Origin of the sequence: Kribbella sp. NPDC051718 (assembly GCF_040681515.1) — a bacterium.
Classification (GTDB): domain Bacteria; phylum Actinomycetota; class Actinomycetes; order Propionibacteriales; family Kribbellaceae; genus Kribbella.
On the sequence record NZ_JBFAYZ010000005.1, the window covers coordinates 359848 to 379825 of the forward strand.

Genomic DNA, 19978 nt, shown 5'->3' on the forward strand with positions numbered 1-19978 from the left:
CTAGGCGTCGATGCGGTTTTCGTCGAGTTCGTAGGCGCCTTGGACGATGAACTCCTTGCGGGGGGCGACGTCGTTGCCCATCAGGAGGTCGAAGACGCCGGCGGCTGCTTCGCCGTCGTCGACGGTGATGCGGCGCAGGGTGCGGTGGCGGGGGTCCATGGTGGTCTCCGCGAGCTGGTCGGCGTCCATCTCACCGAGACCCTTGTAGCGCTGCGGGGGCTCTTTCCACTTGACGCCCTTCTTCATCAGCTCGGCCGACTTCCGCTGGTACTCCGCGTCGGAGTACGTGTAGATGTACTTGTCCTGCCCCTTCTTCGGGTTGGTCAGCTCGAAGCGGTGCAGCGGCGGTACGGCGGTGTAGACCCGGCCCGCGTCGACCAGCGGGCGCATGTAGCGGAAGAACAGTGTGGCCAGCAGGCAGCGGATGTGCGCGCCGTCGGAGTCGGCGTCGGCCATGAAGATGATCTTGCCGTAGCGCGCCTGCTCCAGGTCGAAGCTGCGGCCCGAGCCGGCGCCGACCACCTGGATGATCGAGGCGCACTCGGTGTTCTTCAGCATGTCGCCGACCGAGGCCTTCTGCACGTTCAGGATCTTGCCCCGGATCGGCAGCAGTGCCTGGAACTCCGAGCTCCGGGCCAGCTTCGCCGTCCCGAGCGCCGAATCACCCTCGACGATGAACAGCTCGGACCGGTCGACGTCGTTGCTCCGGCAGTCGGCCAGCTTGGCCGGCAGCGCCGACGACTCCAGCGCCGTCTTGCGCCGCTGCAGCTCCCGGTGCTGACGGGCCGCGACCCGGGTCCGGGAGGCCGCGACGACCTTCTCCATCACCGCGCGCGCCTGCGCCTTCGCCGCGCCCTTGGTCGACCCGAGAAACGCCTCCAGCTCGGTCTGCACGACCTTCGCGACGATCCGCGAAGCGGCCGGAGTACCGAGTACTTCCTTGGTCTGGCCGTCGAACTGCGGCTCGGACAGCCGGACCGTCACCACCGACGTCATGCCCTCGAGCACGTCGTCCTTGATCAGCTCCTCGCCGCTCTTCAGCAGCCGGGTGCCGGTCAGCGCGCTGGTGAACACCTTCGGCAGCGCCCGCTCGAAGCCGGCCACGTGGGTGCCGCCCTTCGGCGTCGCCACGATGTTCACGAACGACCGCAGCTCGGTCTCGTAGCCGTCACCCCAGCGGACCGCGATGTCGACCTCGAGGTCGCGCTCGACGTCGGTCGGCGTCATGTGGCCGGCGTCGTCGAGCATCGGCACGGTCTCGGTGAAGTGGCCGGTACCGGTCAGCCGGACCACCTCGGTGACCGGCTGGTCGGTGGCCAGGAACTCGCAGAACTCGCTGATCCCGCCCTCGTGCTTGAACGACTCCTCGGTCGGCTCGTCACTGCGCTCGTCGCGGACGACCAGCTCGAGGCCGGGCACCAGGAACGACGTCTGCCGCGCCCGGGTGACCAGCTCGTCGTAGTTGAAGGTCGCGTCCTTGGTGAAGATCTGCCGGTCCGCCCAGTACCGGATCCGGGTGCCGACCGAACCCTTCTTCGCCCGGCCGGCCTTGCGCAGACCGACCGACGGAGTGAAGCCCGCGTTCGCGCCCTCGCCGTCGAACTCGCCGGCGACGCCACGCCGGAACGAGGTGGTCCAGGTCACCCCACCGCGGTCGACCTCGACGTCGAGCCGCGCGGACAGCGCGTTCACGACGGAGGCGCCGACACCGTGCAGACCACCGGACGCGTTGTACGACCCGCCGCCGAACTTGCCGCCGGCGTGCAGTTTGGTGAAGACCACCTCGACACCGCTGAGCTTGGTCTTCGGCTCGATGTCGACCGGGATGCCGCGGGCCTTGTCGCGGACCTCGACCGAGCCGTCGTTGTGCAGCACGACGTCGATCCGCTCGCCGTGACCGGCCAGCGCCTCGTCGACGGCGTTGTCGATGATCTCCCACAGGCAGTGCATCAGGCCGCGACTGTCGGTCGAGCCGATGTACATCCCCGGCCGCTTGCGGACCGCCTCCAGGCCTTCGAGCACCAAGAGGTTGCGGGCGTTGTACGTCGGGTCGAGCTCGGTACTGCGAGGCGTCGGGGCGGCCACAGGGCTCCTTCTCTGGTTCACCAGCAGAACAGCGTGCGCGGCCCGTCAGCCGTCGCACGTGAACAGCCTACGCAGCCGCGCCCCCAAAATCCGGGAGGGTCACCTGGTGGCGGCTGGTGTATCGCGCCGTTGGCGTGGGTACTGACCCAGCACCAGATACGGTGGGCTCAGAAAGGTGTTACAGCAGATATCGATCCGGACTCGATCGACGTGTTTTACGACACTCCGCTCATGCGCACCCAGTGACGAAGATGTAGCGCACAGTGAAAGAAGACACGCCCGACACCCGTTGGAAACAGCAGATCACCCGAATCCGAAACGATTCCCCGTCAATATGCGTCATAAGGGAACAGGTGGTTCGTCTCACATTCGGACACGCTGGCCCTACCGGGAAGCGAACCGCATGTCAGGATGTTGCTATCTGGTGAGTACGGAACTAGATGAGATGAGGCCTCAAGTGACTACAGCACTCGCCCCGAGTTCGACCCTGTCGGCTGCGGACCGTTGTGACCGCTGCGGCGCGCAGGCCTACGTTCGTGTGACCCTGACCTCCGGTGGGGAGCTACTTTTCTGCGCCCACCACGGACGTGAGCACGCGGACAAGCTGCGCAACATCGCGATCACGATCCACGACGAGACGGGCAAGCTCGAAGATGCCAAGCCCGCCGAGTCGGTCCCTGCGGAGGGCGACCGGTAACCCGGCCTCGCGGCGCCAACGAGGGCGCTCCCAACGACTAATCTTCGATGGCGGTCACCCGGACAGGGTGACCGCCATCCGTCATCTCTCAGACGATCTCCGGTACCGCGTCAGCTGGCCCGTGTCGCCGCAACTCACGCCAAGCCGATGCGAGCCGGTCGACGGCATCCGACATCACCTCGGCGGAGTAGCTGAACGGCACCCGCAGGTAGCCGTCGTGCTCCCCCGTCGGATCCATCGCCCGGCCGGCCACCACCTCGACACCGTGCCGCAATGCGACCTGAGCGAAGATCCGCGCGTCGGTATCCGGCAACCGGATCCACAATGCGGACCCGCCGACGGGTTCTTCCCAGACCCATTCCGGTAGGCGCTTTGTCAGCAACTGACCCATCAACTGTTTTCTCGCCGTCGCCATTGTCGCCCGCGCCGCGGTGAGTTCGGTGAGCCTCGGCAACAATCGCGCGGTGAGTGCCTGTTCGATCACCGGACTGCCGAGATCGGCGAGTGCTTTGTGTCTGGCCAGCCGTTCCGCCAACGGACGCGGCGCCCGGATCCAGCCGATCCGCAGGCCGCCCCAGACGGCCTTGGACACCGACCCGATCGTGAGGACTTCGGCGTCCTTCGGGGCATAGGCGGCGAGCGGTGCCGGTACGTCGGGTCCGGCCGGATCCCACGCGGAGTACGCGTTGTCCTCGACAACCACCACGCCATGCTTGGCGGCCAACTCGGCGACCTGGCGGCGTCGCGCTGACGACATCAGCCGGCCGGTCGGGTTGTGGAAGGTCGGCATCACGAACAGCATCGCCGGCTGATGCTCCCGGAACGCGGCCGCCAGCAGATCCGGCCGGACACCGGCATCGTCCAGCGGTACGCCGACCACGCGACCACCCGCGGCCCCGAAGAGGTCGAAGCAGCCCGGCCAGCTCGGTTGCTCGATCACGACGGCCGCACCCGTGCGCAGATACATCTGGGTAACCAAGGCGATCGCTTGGTGCGCTCCACTCGTCACCACGATCTCGTCGGGAGTCGTCGGCAGACCTGACTCCGCGAAATGGTCGGCGATGCGCTCACGGAGTACCTCGAGACCGCGTGGGTGGTAGCCGACTCCTTGCAGCAGCAACGGGAGTTCGGTGCGCGCGAGGTCTTCCACCTCCGCCGCCAACTCGGGGATGCCGGGGTCGACGGCGTACGTCATCGCGATCACTTCGCTCGGTCCGTGCGCGATCCGGTGGAAGAGCGATTCGCCGTACCCGGTGGGCATCCGTTTGTCGGCGCGTGAGCGGCCCTTGGAGGCGGCCGGCGCGACCGTCGTACCGCTGCCTCGGCGGCTCTCGACGAGTCCACGTGCGCGCAGTTCGTCGTACGCCGCGACGACTGTAGACCGGCTGACCGCCAAGGCCTCAGCCAACGGCCGCTCGGCCGGCAGCCGCGCGCCCACCGGCAACTCGGCGGATCCGATCAACGCGCCGATCGCATCGGCCAGCCGTCGATAGAGCCCACCCGAGTGCTCGGTCAGCTGATGCCCGATCAACGACGCGAGAGCGGCGGGATCTCCAGAACGGTCCACTTCTCTCCTCATTGGCTCGGGTGGACTGCCTCGAAGCTCGTCAGGCTAGTCGCAAGCAGTCCAATTCGAGAGTGGAGGTCAGTGGATGGGGATCGGGCAGGCGCTCGGGTTCGTCGGAGCGACGGTGGTACTGGTCGGGATGCCGGGACCGAACAACATCTACATCTCCCTCCGCAGTCTCACCCAGGGCCGCCGTGCGGGAGTGGTGTCGGCGTTCGCGATCGAGACCGGCTCGATCGTCTACATCCTGCTCGCCGCGCTCGGTCTGGCTGCCGTGGTACAGGCATCGCCGCTGGTCTTCACGGTGATCTCGCTGGCCGGCGCCGGCTACCTGGCGTTTCTCGGCGTGCGAACCCTCACCTCGTCCGAGTCGCAAGGTGTGGGTGGCATCAAGGTCACCACACTCGGCCGGGTCTTCCGCGACGGCGTGCTCGTCAACCTGCTCAATCCGAAGGCCGCGCTGTTCTTCCTTGCCTTCCTCCCCCAGTTCACCAGCCGCGGCGCCGGTACCGGGCAAGTGCGCGACGAGATGCTGCTGCTCGGCCTCGCTGTCCTGTTCATCGGCCTGGCGCTCGATCTTTGCTACGCCCTCGGAGCCGACGCGCTCGGCCGCCGGATGCGGACCGGCGGGCGGTTTGCCGGCCTGCGCAAATATGTTGTCGCCGGCATCTACCTGACGATCGCCGCGGTCGCCGCCCTCGGCGCTCTCACCTGACTGTCAGTACGCCGTCGTTGAAGTCAATCGTCAGTAGGTGGTCGCCGACGCGGATTCCCTCGAGCTTGATGCGTTGCCAGGGCAGGACGGCGGCGGGCCTCAGGTCGAGGGTGCCTGCCGGGACGTTGGGGTCGATGCCCAGAGCTGCGATCACGACGGCGATCGCGGAAGCAGCGGCCCAGGCTTGTGGGCGACAAGACAGCGGGTATGGCGTCGGCGTGGTCTCCTGGTCGATGCCTTCGCCGCCGTACAGCTCCGGGAGTCTGTAGTCGAAGGACTCGGCAGCGGTGAGCAGACCTTGCACGTACGAGGTCGCGGTAGCGGGGTGGCCGGCGGCGTACAGGCCCTGGATGGCCATGGCGGTGTCGTGCGGCCAGACGCTGCCGGTGTGGTAGCCCAGCGGGTTGAAGTGAGTCATTGCCGTCGACAACGTTCTCAGCCCGAAGCCGCTGTTCAGTTCGGGCGAGGCCAGCTGTTTGGCGACGGCGGCTTCCTCGGCGGCATCGAGCAGACCGGTGCCGAGGAGATGGCCCATGTTCGAGGCCGGGCCGGCCACCGGGCGCTTGGCGGCGTCCAAGGCGATGGCGGGATAGCCATCCACCCAGAAGGACGCGCGGAAGCGCTCTCTGAGATCGGCGGCCCAGGCTCGCCATTCCGAGCAGCCGTCCAGGTCGAAGGCATCCAGGAGTTCGGCGCCGGCGATCGCGGCGGCGTACGCATAGCCCTGGACCTCGCAGAGGGCGATGGGCGCAGGCGCGATCGTGCCGTCGGGCCATTGGACGGAGTCGCTGGAGTCCTTCCAACCCTGGTTGGCCAGGCCGTGGCCGGTCTCGTCGATGTACTCGAGGAAGCCGTCGCCATCGGGGTCGGCGTAGTCGCGGATCCAGGCGAGCGCTCTGTGGAGGTTCGGCAGCAACGCCCGTACTTCCTCCGCAGGCATCCCCCAACGCCAGGCTTTGTGCAGCGTGGTGATCCAGAGTTGGGTTGCGTCGTGCGTCCCGTAGTACGCCGCGGGCAGCACCAGACCACCGCCGTGGTCGGCGACTTCGGAGCGCAGCTCGTGCGGGATCTTCCCCGGCTGCTCGGCCGCCGTCGCGTCGACACGGGTTCCCTGGTGCGCGGCGAGCGCTCGCAAGGTGCCGGCGGCGAGTTGGGGGTCGACCGGGATCAGCATGCCGGCGGAGATGAGTGAGTCGCGGCCGAAGAGGGTCAGGTACCACGGCGGGCCGGCGCCGAGATAGCGCTCTCCCCCATCGGCCGACAACTGCAGCCCGGCCACGTCGGCCAGCGAGCGGCGGATCCAGCGGGTGATCCGCTGGTCGTCGCACTCCAGCTCGATGCCGTCGTACTCCGGCCGCTCGGCCGGCGGTTCGATGCTGAAGCCTTCGGCCGCCGGGAAGCTCGCGGTCAACCTGAGCGTCACAGTTGCCGACTGGCCCGGATCGACCTTCAACCTCCAGCTCTGGTTGAGGTCCGGGGCCGGCTCGAAGGCGACACTCGCCCGGACACCTGAGCCGTCGTCCCAGTGCAGGCCGTCCGCGTCGACGGTCGGTTCGATCGCCGGAAGGTCGATGGCTGCCTCACTGCGGACTGCCGCAGTACCCGCCAGGTCGGTGCCGAGGGCAACAATCAGCTCGCAGTCGACGGTCTCGTGCGAGCGGTTCACGACCGTGATGCGCTCGGTGACGCCGGCGCCGTCCACCTGCCGGGTGCGGAGCAGCGTCACCGTCGGGTCGTGGCCGGCGTCGCCCAGGCCGTCCAGCACCGCGCCGTACCGGGTGGTGCCGGTGGCCGGCTCGTCGACCTGCACCGGCTTCGGAAGACGGCCGTCGACGGTCACCTCCAGCCGCGACAGGATCCGGCGATCGCGGGCGTAGACACCCTCCGCGCCGGTACCGGTCAACTGCCCCGATCGCGGTGACAGCACCACCCAGGGAGCGGCGAGCGTGGTGACGAGATCGTGAAGATCAGGCATAGGTCCACCCTAAGACCGCTGATCTACGGCAGAGTGGGGGCCGTGAACAGCGTTGCGACGTTCCTGGTCGGCGTGGTGATCTTCGTCGGCATTCTCGGCATCGTGATCCCGGTGCTGCCCGGCGCCATCCTCAGTCTGGCCGCGATCCTGGTCTGGGCGCTGGAGGAGCAAAGCGCGACCGGCTGGATCGTACTGTCCGCTGCGGTGGTGCTGATCGGGGCCAGCCAGGTGGTCAAGTACATCGTGCCGGAGCGGCGGCTGCGCGAGTCCGGCGTACCGCGAAGATCGATGCTGATCGGCGTCGTGCTCGGGATCGTCGGCTTCTTTGTGATCCCGGTGGTCGGCATGTTCGTCGGCTTCCCGGTCGGCGTGTACCTGTCCGAGCGGCAGCGCCTCGGCACCCACGACCAGGCGTGGACGTCGACCAAACACGCTCTGCGAGCGACCGGTCTCTCGATCCTGATCGAGTTGATCGGGACGTCGCTCGCGGCCGCCGTCTGGCTCGTCGCCGTGCTCTTCGGAGTCTGAACCGGGTTGCCAGCTTCTTGCCAGGCTCACCGGAGGTTCGTCTCAGGTCCGCCGCGGATCGTGGGATGACCAGTACCAGGTGACCCGCTTGGTACGCAGTTTCGGGAGGCAGTACCGCATGGCGTCGAAGCAGAAGCTCACCGACAACCGCTGGCGTTTGGTCGGGACGGTGGCCGCGGTCGTGGTCACCACCGGAGCCGGCGGAGTCGCCTGGGCGGCGACCAACGCCGATCCCAGCCCGTCCACGTCCCCGTCAGCGCCCAACTCGGCGAACCCCGCCAAGCCCGAGGGTCCTGGTGGCCCCGGCGGACCTGGCCGGCACGGCGAGTTCGGGTTCGGTAAGGCGCTCCACGGCGAGTTCACCGTCGAGAAGGACGGCGGCGGCTACCAGACCGTCGCAACCCAGACCGGCACCGTGTCGGCGGTCAGCAAGGACGCGATCACGGTGAAGAGCGCCGACGGCTACAGCAAGGAGTACGTGGTCACGGCCGACACGCTCGTCAACGCGACCCGGGACGGGATCACCAGCATCAAGACCGGCAACACGGTCAACGTCTCGGCGATCGTGGCCGACGGCAAGTCGACGGCGACCAGCGTCTCCGACGGCACCCAGCGGGACGCGTCGCACAAGAAGTTCGGCTTCGGCGAGCGCGGGCCACGCTGATCCAGGGCTGATTCAGGGCTGATTCAGGGCGGACACTCACAGTCGATTGCCAGGAATCTCCCAGGGTTGGCCAGGGTGCGGGCGTAAGACTGGGACCATGAGCCCGCACCTGCTGGTCGTCGACGACGAACCGAACATCGTCGAGCTGCTGTCCGCGAGTCTGCGCTTCGCCGGGTACGACGTGACCACGGCGACACACGGCGCAGAGGCGCTGCGCAAGGCGCGCGAGGTCGAACCCGACCTCGTCGTGCTGGACGTGATGATGCCCGGCCTGGACGGCTTCGAGGTGGTCCGCCGGCTGCGCGGTGAGGACCGGCACGTACCGGTGCTGTTCCTCACCGCGCGCGACGCGGTCGAGGACAAGGTCCTCGGCCTGCACACCGGCGGCGACGACTACGTGACCAAGCCGTTCAGCCTGGACGAGCTCGTCGCCCGGGTCCGCGCCCTGCTGCGCCGCTCCGGTCATCGCGAACAGACGGCGACCGAACCGGCCGTACTCCGGTACGCGGACCTCGAACTCAACGAGGACAGCTACGAGGTGTTCAAGGCCGGTGAGGCGGTGCAACTCTCCCTCACCGAGTTCAAACTCCTCCGCTGCCTGCTCGAGAACGCCGAGCGCGTCATGTCCAAGGGCCAGATCCTCTCCGCCGTCTGGAACTACGACTTCGCGGGCGACGCCGGAGTAGTCGAGTCCTACATGTCCTACCTCCGCCGCAAGGTCGACACCGGCGACCAGAAACTCCTCCACACAGTCCGCGGCGTCGGCTACGTCCTCCGCACTCCCCGAGGCCCCAACTAATGCACCCCCACCGCCGCCTGGCGGACCGGTACCCGCTGCGGATCACGATGATCGTGGTGCTCCTCGCCCTGGTGACCGCAGCCCTGCTGGCCTCCGGCTTCACCGCGACCACGATCATGCGCGGCTACCTCGTGAACAAGGTCGACGACCAACTGCTCCAGGCTGCGAAACCTCTGCAGCGCCGCGGGCTCGACGTGCCGACCTGCCCGGGGCAGAGCGGTCCGGGGCAGAACGGTCCGGGCAATGGCCGGCGGCCTCCGCTGCCGAGCGCCTTCGTCGTGCAGTACAACGAGTCTGACGGCACGCTGGCCATCGGCCCGTGCCGCGCTCCGTTCGCCGAATCCGATCCGCTGCCGGACCTGCCTTCGCTCAACGTCGACCAGGTGCGCAGTCTCGACGGCCAGCCGTTCAACACCAAAGCGGTGACCGGCGGCGCGACGTGGCGAGTCCTCGACGTCGAGCTCGAGGACGGCAGCGGATCGGTGATGCTCGCTCAGAGTCTCGGCGACATGGACCAGACCATCGACCGGCTGATCGGTATCCAGGCGGCCACCGGTGTCATCTTGCTCATCCTGCTCGCCGGGGTCGGGACGTACGTCGTACGACGGAGTCTTCGGGGGTTGGAGGATGTGGAGCATACGGCGGTGGCTATTGCTGGTGGGGATTTGAGTCGGCGGATGCCTCAGCGGGATCCGCGGACTGAGGTGGGGCGGTTGTCGTTGGCGTTGAATCAGATGTTGGGGCAGATCGAGGGGGCGTTCGCGCAGCGGACCGCGTCGGAGTTTGCGGCTCGGCGGTCGGAGGATGCGGCGAGGAGGTCTGAGGAGAATGCGCGGCAGTCAGAGGAGCGGATGCGGCGGTTCATCGCGGACGCCAGTCATGAGTTGCGGACGCCGTTGACGTCGATCCGGGGGTTTGCGGAGTTGACCCGGCAGAAGGGGGCCGCGGCGGACCCCGCGACGATGAAGCGGATCGAGGACGAGGCCAAGCGGATGGGGCTGCTCGTCGACGACCTGTTGCTGCTCGCTCGGCTCGATCAGCAGCGGCCGCTGCAGCATCAGCCGGTGGATCTGCTGACGCTGGCCGGCGACTCGGTGCACGATGTGCAGGCTGTCCAGCCGGGGCGCCAGGTGAAGCTCCAGATTCTGCCGGACTCCGGCGCGCCGGTCGTCAATGGCGACGAAGCCCGCCTGAGGCAAGTACTCGGCAATCTCGTCAGCAACGCGCTGCACCACACTCCGGTCGACGCGCCGATCACCCTCTCGGTCGGCACGCGCAACGGGGAGGCGATCGTGGAGGTCGCCGACACCGGCCCCGGCCTGAGTGAGGAGCAGAAGGTCAAGGTCTTCGAACGCTTCTACCGGGCCGACTCGGCCCGCACCCGGTCCACCGGCGGCTCAGGCCTCGGCCTGTCCATCGTCGCCGCCCTGGTGGCGGCGCACGGCGGCAAGGTGACCGTGACAGACACCGTCCCCCACGGCGCCACCTTCACGGTCCACCTTCCCGTCATGGCCTGAGAACTACAGCTCCGGGAACTGGCGGTTGGTCGACTCGCCGTGTTCGAAGACCTGGGCGGCCGGGCCGAGGATCTTGGCGTCGGCCTGCGCGACCAGCTCATGGTCCTTGTTGTCGTACTCGTACAGGCTCAGCACGTGCCGCATCGCCTCGAGCCGGGCGCGCTTCTTGTCGTTGCTCTTGACCACGGTCCACGGCGCGTGCGGCGTGTCGGTGTAGTGGAACATCGCCTCCTTCGCCTCCGTGTAGTCGCCCCACTTGTCGAGCGACGCCAGGTCCGTCGGCGACAGCTTCCACTGCCGGACCGGGTCGATCTGCCGGATCATGAAGCGGGTCTGCTGCTCGGCCTGCGACACCGAGAACCACAGCTTCACCAGGTGGGTGTCCGAGCGCACGAGCATCCGCTCGAACTCCGGCGCCTGCCGCATGAACTCCTCGTACTGCGAGTCGCTGCAGAACCCCATCACCCGCTCGACGCAGGCCCGGTTGTACCAGGAGCGGTCGAACAGCACCATCTCGCCGGCGGCCGGCAGGTGTTCGACGTACCGCTGGAAGTACCACTGCGTCTGCTCGCGGTCGGTCGGCTTCTCCAGGGCGACGATCCGGGCGCCGCGGGGGTTCAGGTGCTCCATGAACCGCTTGATCGTGCCGCCCTTGCCGGCCGCGTCCCGGCCTTCGAAGATGATCACGAGCTTCTGCTTCGAGCGCTTCACCCAGTACTGCAGCTTGAGCAGCTCGATCTGGAGCAGCCGCTTGTCCCGGTCGTAGACCTCGCGGGCCAGGCGTTCGCCGTACGGGTAGCCCTCCCGCCAGGTGTCGACCGGCGTACCGTCGGCGCGCAGCAGGACCGGGTCATCGTCTTCTTCGTCGAGTACGCGGAACCCGAACTCCTGGACCAGATCAGGGGTGCTCATAGACCCCAAGATTCGCCGGGCCAGGCTGGTCGATGGTGAACATGGACTGTCCGCACGGTGAACACCTTCCCGGGCGGTCAGCTGAGCAGCCGGCGTGCCTTCACCGTGCTGTCGCGACGGGTCAGCGTCTCGCCGTCGACGACCTGTTCACGGTCGTGGGCGCGGCTGACCAGGATCTCCCAGCGACCGTCGTCCAGCGACAGATCGGCGATCACCTCGTCCGGCGTCGGGAAGTGCACGTCCGGGTGATCCGTGTGCCGCAGCGAGTCGGGCCAGTCGAGGTGCCCCTCGATCAGCAGCACCCCACCGGGCGCCACGGCCTCGGCCGCCGTCCGTAGGATCTCCTCGCGGGGCAGCTCGACTGTCGAGTGCAGGAACTGCGCCGACACCAGATCGAAGGTCCCGTCCGGGAACGACTTCCCGAGCTCATGCTGCTGCCAGTCGATCTGCCCGCCGACGCCGGCTTCCTCCGCGTGCCGCGCCGCGCGCTCCAGAGCCACCGCCGAGACGTCGACAGCGGTCACCCGCCACCCCTGCTTGGCCAGCCAGATGGCGTCGCCGCCCTCACCGGAGCCGAGGTCGAGAGCGGTCCCCGGCGTCAGGCCGGAGACCTCGTTCACCAGCTCGACGTTGGGGTTGCCGCTCCAGATCCGGGTGCTCTCGCGGTAGCGGTCGTTCCAGTACTCTTCGGCGGTTCTGTTGTCCACAGTCATGTCTCCAGCATCTGAGGTCCGCGCCGATCTGACAAAGAAAATTGCTATTCCAGCAACTCCAGGCGGGCCTCCGCGATGATCGCGAGCAGCTCGTCGCGATCCCCCGGCTCCCCGTCGAGCTCAGCGTTGAGCACACGCTGCACCAGGTTGTTGACCCGCGCGGTCCCGATCCGCAGTGGGACGCTGAACATCAGCTCGTCGATCGTCGTACCGGGCAGCGGCGGCTCCGGCGGGTACTCGGCGTACCGGTCCAGCAGTGCTCTCAGGTCGTCGAGCGATCGCACCATCTCGGTCGTCGCCAGGTACTGCGCGTGCTCGGTCGGAATCCCGGCCATCGGCGCGCCGATCGCGTCGAACCAGATCCAGCCCAGCCCCGACAGCTCCTCGGTCACCAGCCACTCCTCGACCGCCGGCGCCGCTTCGAGCCCGATCCGCAGCAGGTATCCGAAGACCGTGTTCAGCACCGCGCCGTGCACCTGACTGCCCAGCCGCACCAACTGATACGCGAACTCCAGCGGATCGGCCTGCTCGAACCAGCGCTGCACACTCCACGCCTGCTCGACCAGGCAGAGATTCGACGCCGCAGTCATGAACGCTCGCAGATCCTCCGACCGCAGATTCGCCCACCACTGCCCCGGATCGAGCAACCAGTACGCCGGATCCGCCCACCTCCCCCGCGTGAACAACCCCCGTACGCCGACCGCCGTCATCTCCAGTCGCCCGTCCGCGACCGTGACGGCGCCCAGCCGCTCGAGCGGCTCGGTACCGTCCGGAGCAGCCGCCGATCCATCGCGAAAGGCCGTCAGCAACACGTCCATCAACTCGGGCGACTCGGTGAGCACCACCCGATACGTCTCCAGCCAGGCGATCAGCGGCCGCGCCGGTGTGAGCTCAGGGTCATCCGGCGACCACGCGTGCATCGACGGCCCGTACTGCGGACTGACCGGGCTCGGGCAGATCCATCCGGCCAGCACCGCAATGCGCCACAACCTGTGCTCGGGTTGCTCCTGCTTGGTCCGATAGACGTCCAACGCGAACTCATGCAGCTCGCCCAGCAGCTCCGAGCCGGCAGCCGCCGCCGCGAGGAGACTGGGCATCTGCGTGACCGGTGTCGGCGAACCGGGGAGCGGCTCCAGCGGCAGCTCGGCCTGGCCCTCGACCGGCCCGGCCAACGCGTGCTGCTGGCGGCGATACCGGCACCAGTCCACCGGATCGGTCCGGCCGAGGCCCGGATCGTTGAGTGCGGCCTCGGCCTCGCCTTCGAGCAGCTCAGCCAGCTGGAGGCGTCCGGTCTGGCGGAGGATGGTGACGAACTCCGGGAACCCGGTCCGCAGTTCGTCGATCCAGCCGGGCCGGACGCCACCGGAGTACGGGAGCAGGTCGTACAGGACCGTCGTCAACTGGCCGGGCTGCCAGTTGTCGAGGTCCGCCCCCAGCTCGTCCTTGGCCAGGCCGAGCAACAGCTCGACGATCTCCTCATCCACCCCAGCAACGTACAGGCGAAATCACCCAGGCTGGATGTTGTGGTTGCCGGCGAACAGGTTGCCGGCGTCGTACTGCGCCTTGACCGCCGCGAGCCGCGCACGCGTCGCGGCCGGATAGACCGTCGCGACAGCCTCCTCGGTCGTCGAGCTGAGGAAGTTGGAGTAGGAGCCGCTGACGTGCGGTCCCAGCCGCACCCAGATCGCGAGCAGCCCCGGACTGGCCGCCTCGATGGCCGGCTTCGGGCCCAGTACGGTCGTCGCGAACATCAACTCCGCTTGGCGATGCGCGTACGCGGTGGCATCGTCGGCGACTCGCGCCACCGCACCGCCGACGCTGCGAACGGACATGATCGGCGACCGCCCCATCGCCGCAGCCTCGGCCAGAATCGCCAGCACCTCGGGCACCGCAGCGGTGTCCACGAAACCGCTGCGGGTCACGATCTGGATCCCCGGCGGCGGAGTCATACCGTCCACCAGGATGTCCGCGTACGGCTTCAGCGTCACCTCGTCGCTGAGCACCGTGCCGAGCCGGCGGATCGGATCGATCGCCTGCGCGGCCAGCTCCAGGTCGTCACCGTCGTAGGCGACGCTGACCTCGACCGGCGCGTTCGGCCCGCCGAGGAACGGATTGGCGAAGTCCACGATGCTGGTGAGCTCCTCTGGTGCCGTCCCCAGGTACTCCGCCCAGCCCTGCAGCACGGTCGTCAACTCCGTTGCAGGGAAGGAGATCTTGCCGAAGAAGACGTCCGTCGTCTGGTGCGCCGCGAACTCGAAAGCGGTGACGATCCCGAAGTTGCCACCGCCACCACGGACCGCCCAGAACAGCTCCTGATTCTCGTCATTGCTCGCCCGGACAACCTCGGCGTCGGCAGTCACCAGCTCGACGGCGACAAGGCTGTCCAGAGCCAGTCCGTACTTCCGGACCTTCCAGCCGATGCCACCGCTCAAGGTCAGCCCGCCGACGCCGACACTCCTCGTGTCGCCCGACGAGATCGCCAGGCCATCCGGCGCCAGCGCGGCCGCGACCTGCCCCCAGACGGCGCCGCCTCCGATCCGTACCAGGTGCCGTTCCTTGTCGACGACCTCCACACCCGCAAGCCGGCTCAGCTCGATCACCACACCACCGTCGTTGGTCCCGAACCCCGCGAACCCATGACCACCACCACGCACCGACAACTTCAGCCCGGTGTCGACAGCGAACCTGACCCCGGCCTGCACGTCCTCAACACTCGCCGGCCGAAGCACATACGCCGGGCTCCCCGGCACCAGCACCGACCCACTGACCGCCTCGTACTCCGCCCCGCCCGGCTCGACGATGTCCCCACCAAAGTCCTGACGGAGTGCTTCCACTGCTGAACTCATGACGTCCTTCCTCACACCTAGAGACCCATTCACACCCCACTGACGACACAGGCCACCGAGATGTGACGACGGGCTAGGAGGTGGTGAGCCAGGTTCTGAGTGCCCACCAGTCGCGGGCTGCCTGCAGTGGAGCCTGTGATCCGTCCGGGGACCACCCGGTGAGGGCGGTCAGGCGACTGAGGCGATAGCGGACCGTGTTGGGGTGCAGATGCAGGGCTGCGGCGGTCTGGTCGAGGCGTCTGCCCGTGTCGAGGTACGTGAGCGCGGTGCTGACCAACTGGCGGTGGTAGCGGTCGGCTGGATCGAGTACGCCCATCAGTTCCTGCGCAAGGATGGTGGCCAGGACAGGTTGGGTCGCCAACGCAGTCTCCACGGCCAGGTCCGACAGGTTGTGCAGACCGCGACGATCACCTGCTGCGGCAAGAGCCGCCCGAGCGGTCGCGTACACCTTCGGGATCTGTCTCAAGGGTGTTGCGGGCGCGACGACGACCAGTTCCCGAGCCGTGATCTGGTCGGCCGATGGACTGCGCGTCACCAGTCCTGCCAGCTTTCCCTCGACGAGTCCGAAGAGTCCGTCCGGGCTGGCGAGGCGTCGCTCGATCGCTCGCGCCTGGCCGGGATCGGCGACGTCGGACACCACGCAGCAGTAGGTCCGATCGAGTGAGAGCCCGGCGCGTCCCAGCTCCTCCAGGGGCAGGTCTTCGAGCAAGAGCCGGCGCAGTAGTCGGATGCGCGTGTCGCGTGGCGTGCGGGACAGGCGCAGCTCGGCGGCGTGGTACCCGCTGACCACGTGCCGCTCGAGCTCACCGGCGTACCGCTCGAAGTCGAGCATCACGTCGACCAGCAGGCCGGCCGGGACACCCGACGCCCGGCTCCGCTCCATGGTGAGTGCGATCGCCCTGCTCCGACCCGCGTGCACGCCCCGGAGCAGCTCGGTGAGGCCGATGCCCTGGGCCGCGCGGTCAGCACCCAGCTGGACAGCAGCGGCGAAATCCTCGGACCGCAGGTTCTCGCGGTCGGCGAACGCGGTCAGCCCCGCGGTGACCATCAGCGCGATGTGCCGGCGGTTCTCGGCGATCGGCAGCCCCGCCACCGCGGGCGAATCACCCCTGGCTGCCTCGACCACCGCCTCGATCACCTCGGCATCGGTCGCCATCGCCCGGACGATCTCGGTGAACAGGGCGCGCCCCTGCTGATCGATGGCCATCGCGACCCCTCACTGTCGATCGGCCCCGGTTTTGTCGACGAGCCACAAGCGCGCCCGTCCCCGTTGGCGGCTGCGGCCTAGCAACCCAACGCTACTCGTTGGTTACCTGGTGCCATGCCGAAGCCTCGTCGTACCGCCCTCTGGCTCACCGTCGCAGCCCTCGCCACCACCATGCTTCCGTCCGCCGCCGCCTCCACCGGCGCTACGGCCGCCGAAACCAAGCCCGTCTTGTTCGTCGGCAACAACTGGGAAGGCACGGCCGATGTGGTCGCGCCGACCGCCGACCTGACCAAGATCGGCCGGATCAACCTCATCCCGGACAAGGACCAGCGCCTCGCCGAGATCTACGCGGACCCGATCCGGCTGGGCTACTTCCTCGGCATCCGCGCCACTGTCGGCGAGGGACACGACCAGTACGTCGACGACCTGTACACGACCCCGGACGGCAACTGGGTGGTCGTGTCGCGCCCGAGCTTCGCCGACGTGGTGTCGGTCAGCCTCAGTACCGGTCAGGTCGGCTGGCGGTTCCCCGTCTCGGGGTATCGAGCCGACCACATGGCCGTCTCCCCCGACGGCGAACGCGTAGCCGTGTCCGCGTCGACCTCGAACACCGTGCATGTGCTCGACATCCGCACCGGACAGCAGCTCGGTTCGTACCAGACCGGCGACAAGCCGCACGAGAACACGTTCACCAACGGTGGCCGCTACCTGTGGACCAGCGCCATCGGCGAGGTCAACACCGCCCTCGACGAGCCCTGGCTGGACTGGACCAAGGGCGACCGCAAGATCACCGTCGTCGACACCACCACCTTCCAGAAGGTCAAGGAGATCGACATGCGTCCCCGGCTGGACGCGGCCGGCCGCAAGGACCTCTCCGACTCCGTCCGGCCGGTCGCGTTCACCCCGGACGAGTCGAAGCTCTACTTCCAGGTCTCCTTCTTCAACGGGCTGCTCGAGTACGACGTCGCCACCGACAAGATCACCCGGATCAAGACCCTGCCGAAGAACCCCGCCACCACCGAGGACCGGACCAAGTGGGTGAACGACTCCCGTCACCACGGGCTGTCGATGAGCCCGGACGGCCAGAAGCTCTGCGTGGCAGGGACGATGGACGACTACGCCACCGTCGTCGATCGCGCGACGCTGCAGGAAGGCCCACTGGTCACGGTCTCCAAGCCGTACTGGGCGACGGTGACCGGTGACGGTACCGCCTGTGTGGTCTCCGAGAGCGGCTCGGACCGGGTCACCTCGATCAGCTTCGCCACCGGCCAGAAGATCGCGTCGATCGTGGTCGGCGATCATCCGCAACGGGTCCGGATCGGCAAGGTCCCGACCGCTTGGACCGGCCCTACCGGCTGAGGCCTACCGCTGCAGGATCGTGCGTTCGACGACGGTCCAGGTAGTTGTCGTCAGCAGGTAGATGCCGGCTGCGAGCGGTACGAAGGCGACCGTGAGCAGCGTGCCGTAGGGCAGGAACTGCGCCAACCGACGAGACAGTGGCGTTGCTGTCTCGTCGAGTTGGCGCAGTGCCAGGCGGGCGGAGAACCACGCGAGGATCGCCAGCAGAACGGCCAGCACGAGGAAGGCCGGCGTACCGGTGAAGACGGGCCAGTGCAGGCCGAGCTGGGCGCCGAAGAGGTTGCCGCTGATGAGCTGGTTGGACTCGCCGCCGACGACGGCGCGGGAGAACAGCGTGTACATCAGCCAGAAGAACGGCAGCTGGGCGAGCGTCGGGAGGAAGCCGGCGAAGAGCGTGGTGCCCGAGTCCGCTTGCAGTTTGGCGACCTCGCGTTGCAGCCGTTCGGGGTTGTCGCGGTGTTTGTCGGTCAGCTTCTTCAGTTCGGGCATGAGGACTGCACGGGCGCGCATGCCGCGATGGGCGCGCAGGCTGAGTGGGATGAGCAGCGATCGTACGGCGAGCGTGCAGAGGACGATCGCCAGTACGGCGGCGTAGCTACCGGCCAGCGGTTGGATGGCGTCGACGAGGGACGTGAGCAAGTGATAGGCACCGGCGACCGGTGCCTCCAGGAAGGAAGGCACAGCAAGACTCCACGAGTGAGAAAAGGGATGGGTAGCGAGAGAACTCGGCTACCTTCCCGGTGCTCGTGGGCGCGACCTCCCGGCGGCGTCAGGGTCGCGGAGCAGAAGGTACGCGGTACGGCGGGAGTTGGCACGGGTGGCGCTGGCGCGCGCGGGTAGCGGCGACGAGAGCGGGCGCTGCGACGCCGTCCCGGACAGCTGGACGACGGCAAGCAAAACGGCCGCCGCCGTGAATACGGCGACGGCCAGTAAGCCGGAGTCCTGACCGAGGGCAGGCATCGCCAGCATCCAGATGCCGGCGAGTGCCTTCTCGATCATGAATCCATCATGCCAGGTGACTAGTCCAGGTAGTCGCGGAGCACCTGGGAGCGCGACGGGTGCCGCAGCTTCGACATCGTCTTCGACTCGATCTGCCGGATCCGCTCGCGGGTGACGCCGTAGACCTTGCCGATCTCGTCCAGCGTCTTCGGCTGGCCGTCGGTCAGGCCGAAGCGCATCGAGACGACGCCGGCCTCCCGCTCGGACAGCGTGTCCAGCACCGCGTGCAGCTGCTCCTGGAGCAGGGTGAACGAGACGGCCTCGGCCGGCACGATCGCCTCGGAGTCCTCGATCAGGTCGCCGAACTCCGAGTCGCCGTCCTCACCCAGCGGGGTGTGCAGCGAGATCGGCTCACGACCGTACTTCTGCACCTCGATGACCTTCTCCGGGGTCATGTCGAGCTCCTTGGCGAGCTCTTCCGGAGTGGGCTCGCGGCCCAGGTCCTGCAGCATCTGGCGCTGGACGCGGGCCAGCTTGTTGATGACCTCGACCATGTGCACCGGAATGCGGATCGTCCGGGCCTGGTCGGCCATCGCGCGGGTGATCGCCTGCCGGATCCACCAGGTCGCGTAGGTGGAGAACTTGTAGCCCTTGGTGTAGTCGAACTTCTCGACCGCGCGGATCAGACCGAGGTTGCCCTCCTGGATCAGGTCCAGGAACAGCATGCCGCGGCCGGTGTAGCGCTTGGCCAGCGAGACGACGAGTCGCAGGTTGGCCTCGAGGAGGTGGTTCTTGGCCCGCCGGCCGTCCTCCGAGATCCACTCGTACTCGTCCTTGACCTTCTCCTTGAGCTTGGTCTCGGCGTCGCCGATCTGCTCCTCGGCGAACAGGCCGGCCTCGATCCGCTTGGCGAGCTCGACCTCCTGCTCGGCGTTCAGCAGGGGGACCTTGCCGATCTGCTTCAGGTAGTCCTTGACCGGGTCGGCCGTGGCGCCGGCGACCATCACCTGCTGCTCGGGCTCGTCGGTCTCGTCGGCCTCGGAGACGATGAAGCCCTGGTCCTCGGTGAGCTCCTTCTCCAGCGGCTTGACGGCGTCGGCGGAGAAGTCGGACTCGTCGACCTCGTCCAGCGCGCGCGGCTTACCGGTCTTCGGGTCGATCGCGAGACCCGCCTCGGACACGGCCTTCTTCGCCGGCGCCTTCTTCGCGGCGGCCTTCTTCGCGGGAATACCGTCCTCCTTGGGGGACACAGCAGCCTTCTTGGCGGGAGCGGCAGTCTTCTTCACACTGGCCGTGGTCCGTTGAGTCGTACTGCGGGCGGTGGCGGCCACCGCCCGAGTGGACTCGTCGGGAAGATTCTCGGACGAGCTGGACGACACGAATTACCTCTCGTCTGACGATTCAGTCTGCAGGGTTCTGATTACAGCTACTACGGTGTTTCGGGTACTGCGAGTC

18 protein-coding genes are annotated in these 19978 nt (G+C 67.8%); 7 read left to right on the plus strand and 11 right to left on the minus strand.

Features of this window, described 5'->3' with window-relative positions; translation table 11 throughout:
- Complete coding sequence (locus tag AB0M15_RS20995; RefSeq protein ID WP_363821292.1) at nt 1-2085, minus strand: DNA topoisomerase IV subunit B; 2085 nt, start codon at nt 2083-2085, stop codon at nt 1-3.
- 445 nt (nt 2086-2530) lie between these two features.
- Here AB0M15_RS20995 and AB0M15_RS21000 point away from each other — a divergent pair, with 445 nt between their 5' ends.
- Nucleotides 2531-2782 carry a hypothetical protein gene (locus AB0M15_RS21000; protein WP_328323792.1) on the plus strand — a complete coding sequence of 84 codons (252 nt, stop codon included), beginning with the start codon at nt 2531-2533 and terminating at the stop codon, nt 2780-2782.
- Nucleotides 2783-2870: 88 nt separating this feature from the next.
- On the opposite strand, the gene AB0M15_RS21005 is transcribed toward AB0M15_RS21000, so the two are convergent.
- The gene (locus AB0M15_RS21005) at nt 2871-4349 is read right to left on the minus strand and encodes a PLP-dependent aminotransferase family protein (protein WP_363821295.1); all 1479 of its coding nucleotides are present in this window, start codon (nt 4347-4349) and stop codon (nt 2871-2873) included.
- An 85-nt stretch (nt 4350-4434) separates the two neighbouring features.
- On the opposite strand from AB0M15_RS21005, the gene AB0M15_RS21010 reads away from it, so the two are divergent.
- The gene (locus tag AB0M15_RS21010) at nt 4435-5064 is read left to right on the plus strand and encodes a LysE family translocator (RefSeq protein WP_363821297.1); all 630 of its coding nucleotides are present in this window, start codon (nt 4435-4437) and stop codon (nt 5062-5064) included.
- Here the strand turns inward: AB0M15_RS21010 and AB0M15_RS21015 are convergent.
- The gene (locus tag AB0M15_RS21015; RefSeq protein ID WP_363821299.1) at nt 5057-7039 is read right to left on the minus strand and encodes a glycogen debranching N-terminal domain-containing protein; all 1983 of its coding nucleotides are present in this window, start codon (nt 7037-7039) and stop codon (nt 5057-5059) included. The genes AB0M15_RS21010 and AB0M15_RS21015 overlap by 8 nt on opposite strands.
- Before the next feature lie 42 nt (nt 7040-7081).
- Between AB0M15_RS21015 and AB0M15_RS21020 the strand changes: the two genes are divergently transcribed.
- The 4 genes from AB0M15_RS21020 to AB0M15_RS21035 all read left to right on the plus strand — a co-directional run bounded on the left by AB0M15_RS21020 (nt 7082) and on the right by AB0M15_RS21035 (nt 10547).
- A complete protein-coding gene (locus tag AB0M15_RS21020; protein WP_363821302.1) occupies nt 7082-7567 on the plus strand; it encodes a DUF456 domain-containing protein in 486 nt (161 codons plus the stop codon).
- A gap of 118 nt (nt 7568-7685) precedes the next feature.
- Nucleotides 7686-8231 (plus strand): hypothetical protein, encoded by a 546-nt coding sequence (locus AB0M15_RS21025; protein ID WP_363821304.1) that lies wholly within the window; start codon nt 7686-7688, stop codon nt 8229-8231.
- Between the two features lie 97 nt (nt 8232-8328).
- Nucleotides 8329-9030, plus strand: coding sequence for a response regulator transcription factor (locus AB0M15_RS21030; protein WP_363821307.1), 702 nt, complete (start codon nt 8329-8331; stop codon nt 9028-9030).
- Nucleotides 9030-10547 carry a HAMP domain-containing sensor histidine kinase gene (locus tag AB0M15_RS21035; RefSeq protein ID WP_363821309.1) on the plus strand — a complete coding sequence of 506 codons (1518 nt, stop codon included), beginning with the start codon at nt 9030-9032 and terminating at the stop codon, nt 10545-10547. The genes AB0M15_RS21030 and AB0M15_RS21035 overlap by 1 nt, the downstream gene beginning before the upstream one ends.
- A 3-nt stretch (nt 10548-10550) precedes the next feature.
- Here AB0M15_RS21035 and ppk2 read toward each other — a convergent pair whose 3' ends face one another.
- The 5 genes from ppk2 to AB0M15_RS21060 form a co-directional block, all read right to left on the minus strand.
- Nucleotides 10551-11459 (minus strand): polyphosphate kinase 2, encoded by a 909-nt coding sequence (gene ppk2 / locus AB0M15_RS21040; RefSeq protein ID WP_363821312.1) that lies wholly within the window; start codon nt 11457-11459, stop codon nt 10551-10553.
- 77 nt (nt 11460-11536) lie between these two features.
- Nucleotides 11537-12172 carry a class I SAM-dependent methyltransferase gene (locus tag AB0M15_RS21045; protein WP_363821315.1) on the minus strand — a complete coding sequence of 212 codons (636 nt, stop codon included), beginning with the start codon at nt 12170-12172 and terminating at the stop codon, nt 11537-11539.
- A 44-nt stretch (nt 12173-12216) separates the two neighbouring features.
- Nucleotides 12217-13656 carry a hypothetical protein gene (locus AB0M15_RS21050; protein ID WP_363821318.1) on the minus strand — a complete coding sequence of 480 codons (1440 nt, stop codon included), beginning with the start codon at nt 13654-13656 and terminating at the stop codon, nt 12217-12219.
- Between the two features lie 21 nt (nt 13657-13677).
- Nucleotides 13678-15018 carry an FAD-binding oxidoreductase gene (locus AB0M15_RS21055; protein WP_363821321.1) on the minus strand — a complete coding sequence of 447 codons (1341 nt, stop codon included), beginning with the start codon at nt 15016-15018 and terminating at the stop codon, nt 13678-13680.
- Nucleotides 15019-15091: 73 nt separating this feature from the next.
- Nucleotides 15092-16225 carry a helix-turn-helix domain-containing protein gene (locus AB0M15_RS21060; RefSeq protein WP_363821323.1) on the minus strand — a complete coding sequence of 378 codons (1134 nt, stop codon included), beginning with the start codon at nt 16223-16225 and terminating at the stop codon, nt 15092-15094.
- A gap of 114 nt (nt 16226-16339) precedes the next feature.
- Between AB0M15_RS21060 and AB0M15_RS21065 the strand changes: the two genes are divergently transcribed.
- The gene (locus AB0M15_RS21065; protein ID WP_363821325.1) at nt 16340-17584 is read left to right on the plus strand and encodes a YncE family protein; all 1245 of its coding nucleotides are present in this window, start codon (nt 16340-16342) and stop codon (nt 17582-17584) included.
- A 3-nt stretch (nt 17585-17587) separates the two neighbouring features.
- Here the strand turns inward: AB0M15_RS21065 and yidC are convergent, their stop codons facing one another.
- Genes yidC through AB0M15_RS21080 form a run of 3 tightly spaced genes read right to left on the minus strand, consistent with a single transcriptional unit; the run spans nt 17588 to nt 19902 of the window.
- The gene (gene yidC / locus AB0M15_RS21070) at nt 17588-18265 is read right to left on the minus strand and encodes a membrane protein insertase YidC (protein WP_363821328.1); all 678 of its coding nucleotides are present in this window, start codon (nt 18263-18265) and stop codon (nt 17588-17590) included.
- A 48-nt stretch (nt 18266-18313) separates the two neighbouring features.
- Nucleotides 18314-18583 carry a DUF6412 domain-containing protein gene (locus AB0M15_RS21075; protein WP_363821331.1) on the minus strand — a complete coding sequence of 90 codons (270 nt, stop codon included), beginning with the start codon at nt 18581-18583 and terminating at the stop codon, nt 18314-18316.
- A gap of 20 nt (nt 18584-18603) precedes the next feature.
- The gene (locus AB0M15_RS21080; RefSeq protein WP_343979027.1) at nt 18604-19902 is read right to left on the minus strand and encodes an RNA polymerase sigma factor; all 1299 of its coding nucleotides are present in this window, start codon (nt 19900-19902) and stop codon (nt 18604-18606) included.
- Nucleotides 19903-19978 lie beyond the last annotated feature (76 nt).

Coding starts and splice junctions, on each gene's coding strand:
- AB0M15_RS21055 (WP_363821321.1), bottom strand. CDS start 15,018: ATGAGTTCAGCAGTGGAAGCACTCCGTCAGGACTTTGGTGGGGACATC.
- AB0M15_RS21015 (WP_363821299.1), bottom strand. CDS start 7,039: ATGCCTGATCTTCACGATCTCGTCACCACGCTCGCCGCTCCCTGGGTG.
- AB0M15_RS21060 (WP_363821323.1), bottom strand. CDS start 16,225: ATGGCCATCGATCAGCAGGGGCGCGCCCTGTTCACCGAGATCGTCCGG.
- AB0M15_RS21075 (WP_363821331.1), bottom strand. CDS start 18,583: ATGATCGAGAAGGCACTCGCCGGCATCTGGATGCTGGCGATGCCTGCC.
- AB0M15_RS21000 (WP_328323792.1), top strand. CDS start 2,531: ATGAGGCCTCAAGTGACTACAGCACTCGCCCCGAGTTCGACCCTGTCG.
- AB0M15_RS21030 (WP_363821307.1), top strand. CDS start 8,329: ATGAGCCCGCACCTGCTGGTCGTCGACGACGAACCGAACATCGTCGAG.
- AB0M15_RS21045 (WP_363821315.1), bottom strand. CDS start 12,172: ATGACTGTGGACAACAGAACCGCCGAAGAGTACTGGAACGACCGCTAC.
- AB0M15_RS21025 (WP_363821304.1), top strand. CDS start 7,686: ATGGCGTCGAAGCAGAAGCTCACCGACAACCGCTGGCGTTTGGTCGGG.
- AB0M15_RS21010 (WP_363821297.1), top strand. CDS start 4,435: ATGGGGATCGGGCAGGCGCTCGGGTTCGTCGGAGCGACGGTGGTACTG.
- AB0M15_RS21065 (WP_363821325.1), top strand. CDS start 16,340: ATGCCGAAGCCTCGTCGTACCGCCCTCTGGCTCACCGTCGCAGCCCTC.
- AB0M15_RS21035 (WP_363821309.1), top strand. CDS start 9,030: ATGCACCCCCACCGCCGCCTGGCGGACCGGTACCCGCTGCGGATCACG.
- ppk2 (WP_363821312.1), bottom strand. CDS start 11,459: ATGAGCACCCCTGATCTGGTCCAGGAGTTCGGGTTCCGCGTACTCGAC.